Here is a 4,215-nt window from a genome sequence, read left to right on the forward strand (position 1 = left end):
CGGCGGCCCTCAACCTCTCCTACGTGCGCATCGTGGCGCCGACCGACGGCTACGTGACCAGAAGGACCGTGGAGGCCGGGAACTACGTGCAGCCGGGGCAGGCGCTGCTGGCGCTGGTGACCCTGGATGATGCCTGGATCACGGCGAACTACAAGGAGAGCCAGCTCACCGACGTGCGGCCGGGCCAGGCGGTTGATTTCAGCGTCGACACCTATCCCGGCCGGCACTTCCGGGGCCGGGTCAACAGCATCATGGCCGGTACCGGCGCGGCCTTCTCCATGCTTCCTCCCGAGAACGCCACCGGCAACTACGTCAAGGTGGTCCAGAGGATCCCGGTGAAGATCGACATCGACCGGGGGAGCGATCCCCAGCACGTGCTGCGGGTGGGGATGAGCGTGGTACCGACCATCATGACCGGCAAGCGCTTCGAAGACGTGATCCGGGGGAGATAGTTGGTAGAGGAAGAGAACGAAAGACAAGTCAACAAGTGGCTGGTGACGGTCACGGTGATGCTTCCGGCGATCATGGAGATCGTCGACACCTCGGTGGCCAACGTCGCCCTCCCCCACATGCAGGGAAGCCTCAACGCCGGGACCGACGAGATCACCTGGGTGCTGACCTCCTACCTGGTCAGTAACGCCGTGGTCCTCCCCATGACCGGCTGGCTTGCGCGCATGTTCGGCAGGAAGAGGTTCCTGATCACCTGCATCATCCTCTTCACCCTGGCCTCCTTCCTGTGCGGCGCCGCCCCCAGCCTCGAGACCCTCATCTTCTTCAGGGTCCTGCAGGGCGCGGCGGGAGGCGCCCTGATCCCGATGAGCCAGGCGATCATGATGGAGACCTTCCCCCCTTACCAGCAGGGGATGGCCATGGCCATCTTCGGGGTCGGCGCCATGTTCGGCCCCATCATCGGGCCGGCGCTCGGCGGCTGGATCACCGACAACATGAACTGGCGCTGGATCTTCTACATCAACATCCCGATCGGCGTCGTCGCCGTCATCATGGCCACCTTCTTCATCTACGACCCGAGCTACCTCAAGCGGGCCAGGGTCGCCATCGACTACTGGGGACTGGGCCTCCTGGTCGTTGGCCTCGGGGCGCTGCAGATCGTGCTGGACAAGGGGCAGCAGGAGGACTGGTTCAACTCCCCCTTCATCCTCCTCTTCTCGGCCATATCCGTCATTTCAATCCTGGCGCTCCTCTACGTCGAGCTGACCCATCCGCACCCGATCGTGAACCTGCGGCTTTTCAAGAACGTCTCCTTCTCGGCCGGAAACCTCATCATGTTCGCGGTGGGATTCTGCCTCTACAGCTCGATCATGCTGATACCGCTCTTCCTGCAGACGCTGATGGGCTACAACGCCACCATGGCGGGGATGGTGCTCGCGCCCGGAGGAATCGCCACCCTGGTCTGCATGCCCTTCGTCGGGGCCGTCATCCAGCGCTACGACGGGAGGAAGGTGGTTTTCTGCGGGCTGATCATCGGCGCCGTCTCCATGTTCATCATGCAGCGTTTCTCCATGGAGGCCGCCTACCGCGATTTCGTCTGGCCGCGCATCGTGCTCGGAGTCGGCCTGGCCATGACCTTCGTACCCCTGACGACCCTGACCCTTTCCACGATAGCAAAGGAGGAGATGGGAAACGCCACCGGGATCTACAGCCTCTTGAGGAATATCGGAGGGAGCGTCGGCATCGCGATTTCGGCGACCCTGTTGCAGCGCTACGCGCAGTTCTACCAGACGAACCTTGTGGCGCACGTCGATCCGTACAACCCGGTGGTGCAGTCGCGGCTCGCCATGCTTAAGGCCGCAACCATAGCCCGGGGGACCGATGCGGTGACCGCCGAGAAGACAGCGCTGGCCATGATCTACGGCTCCATCAGGCAGCAGTCCTACATGCTGTCCTACAACAGGATCTTCTTCATCGTGGGAGTGGCCTTCCTGGTGATGATCCCCCTGCTCCTGCTGCTGAAGAAGCCGCTGCCGCACACGAAGCCGCCGGCTGCGCACTAACCCGCCTCACGCAAAGACGCAAGGCCCGCAAAGAAACCGTCCCCCAAAAGAGCGCCGCAAAGTAGGGGAACACCCGCCGCCAAGCCAGCGAAGAGCGCACGAAAAGCAACCGCCGCAAAGTCATTCGCGCCCCCCGCAAGCAACCGCCGCAAAGCCCACGAGCAACCATCGCGAAGCCCCGGGAAGACGCCGGCCATACGTCCCCCCCTTGTCAAAGGGGGGACAGGGGGGATTCGCCCTTTAGTTCCCTGCCCTGCTCCGCCGACAAAAAAAGGCGGGGTCTCCCCCGCCTCTTCCGGCATTGTCGCACCACTTCGCTACTTCTTTTCCTTCTCCTCCGCCATCCTCGCCTCGTGCGCCTGACGGACCCGGTCCAGCTCAGCCCAGTGGGCGTCCCAGTCCTTTTTCCTGACCAAACGTAGCGCGAAGCTGCCGGCAACAATGCAGAGGCCGAAGAAGAGCTGCATAACCTTTATGCCTTCGGCCAGGCCATAGACCACGCAGCCGACGCCGACGCAGAAAATGAGTGTTTCGGCACTGAAGAGGCGCTGCAACAGCGATTTTTCCTGTACCCTTTGAGTCTCCATATCCCTCCCCTTCAGCGGCTATTGTGCCTGCGATCCGGCTCCTGCCCCATCTGCCGGCGGCTGCTCATTCTAGCTCATCCACCATGCCGTATACAAGACAAGAGTGCGAGCGACAAAAACAACAGGCACCCCGCTCGAGGTGCCTGTTGATCTGTTGAGGTTGTGGCCTCGAGTTCCTGTTGACCTGTCGAGTGGGGTTGCGTGCAAAACCGTTCGTGCTGAGCCTGTCGAAGCACGCATTTGGCAGCTGCCTAGAATTTCTTAGGGAACTGCTTCACTATCCCCGAGGCCAAGGCATCCGCTATGGTGTACATATGCTCTTTCATGGCCTGCCAGATCTGCGCCTCGGAAGCGTAGTCCTTGTTGGCAAAGGCATCGATCTGCGCCATGTGGTGGCCCCCGTGAGCGGTCAGCAGCGACATCAGGGTTGCCTTGGGCCAGTTCGGGTTCGCCCCGCTCAGGAAGGTCGCGATCTGATCGGCGTTGGCGGAAATCTTCTGAGCAGCGGCCTCCTTACCCGCCCGATCCCCGGCGTACGATGCCGTCATGTACTGCTTTACCGCCCCGTAGTGCCCCGCCAGCAGTCCGAACAGCTTGTCAGCCGCCGGCTGGCCATAAAATGGGCTCATCACGTTTGCAATGGAGCGCGCATTTTTCACCACGTTATCTTCAGCAACTTTGGCTCCCTGGGTACTTCCCATCCTGGTCATGAGGACTACGTTCCGGCTCCAGAAGATGTGATCGATCCAAAGGTCACGCAGCGTCTGCCGCAGTTCCACCGCCTTTGTTGATTCCTTTGCGGCCATCGCATGACCTTCATGGGCAAACGACGGTGGAGACACCATTAACGCCATTGCTAAAGCCATCATCACGAAAGCATTCACTTTCAACAATTTCCCTAACATTGCCGTTCTCCTTTCCAGCTTAACGTCTGGTTCTGATTTGCAATACTTTGAAGCACCTGCGACACAATTCTGTCACAACGGGCTCCGTCGAATGAGTACACCTCTCCTGCGGTGGCATCGACCAGGCTGGCCAGTTGCTGCTGCAGGAGCTTTTTGGCCCTGTGGTACCTGCTCTTGACAGTACCCGGGTCGACATCGAGACAGTCGGCAGTTTCCGCAATCGACATTTCCTCGACACCACAAAGAATAAAGACCACGCGATAGACATCAGGAAGGGCATCAATCGCCGCCTCCACCAGACGGCGCACTTCCCCTCGGGCTACGTTCTGCTCCGGATCAGGCATACTGGAAACCAGCTGCGCCATGAAGTTCGCCTCCTCCCCCTCCTCCGGCACATCAAAGGAAATGTTCCCGGCAGTACCCTTGCTGCGCAACCGTCCCAACGCCTCGTTCATGGTGATCTTCGCCAGCCAGGCCGACAAAGGTCCCGAGCCCTGGTAACGGTGGAGGCTTTGATAGGCCCTGAGGTAGGCATCCTGGACCGCATCCTCGGCATCTTCATCATTGCGGAGGACGCCCCGGGCGATGCGGTAAAGGCGCCGGTTGTTTCTGCGCATGATCAGCTCAAAGCTGTTGGTGTCGCCTGCCAGCACCTGCCGCACCATCTCCAGGTCTGAAGACAAGCCAGAGGCATCAAATCCATCTGCCGGA

Annotated in this window: 4 protein-coding genes and 1 pseudogene; 2 read left to right on the forward strand and 3 right to left on the reverse strand. The window is 60.7% G+C overall.

Annotated elements, in window-relative coordinates; genetic code table 11:
• A pseudogene (locus AC11W3_RS15415) lies at positions 1-452 on the forward strand (HlyD family secretion protein); the annotation flags it as partial.
• Positions 453-2,012: a DHA2 family efflux MFS transporter permease subunit gene (locus AC11W3_RS15420; protein ID WP_484093299.1), complete on the forward strand. Its 1,560-nt coding sequence runs from the start codon at positions 453-455 to the stop codon at positions 2,010-2,012.
• A gap of 317 nt (positions 2,013-2,329) precedes the next feature.
• Here AC11W3_RS15420 and AC11W3_RS15425 read toward each other — a convergent pair whose 3' ends face one another.
• The 3 genes from AC11W3_RS15425 to AC11W3_RS15435 form a co-directional block, all read right to left on the reverse strand.
• Complete coding sequence (locus AC11W3_RS15425; RefSeq protein WP_484093300.1) at positions 2,330-2,599, reverse strand: hypothetical protein; 270 nt, start codon at positions 2,597-2,599, stop codon at positions 2,330-2,332.
• A gap of 251 nt (positions 2,600-2,850) precedes the next feature.
• Entirely contained in the window at positions 2,851-3,504 is a 654-nt protein-coding gene (locus AC11W3_RS15430; RefSeq protein ID WP_484093301.1) for a hypothetical protein, read from the reverse strand.
• Positions 3,498-4,215 (reverse strand): RNA polymerase sigma factor (locus tag AC11W3_RS15435; protein ID WP_484093302.1); only part of this gene is annotated, 718 nt, incomplete at its 5' end. The genes AC11W3_RS15430 and AC11W3_RS15435, both read right to left, overlap by 7 nt.

It is taken from the genome of Geomonas sp. (assembly GCF_056994735.1).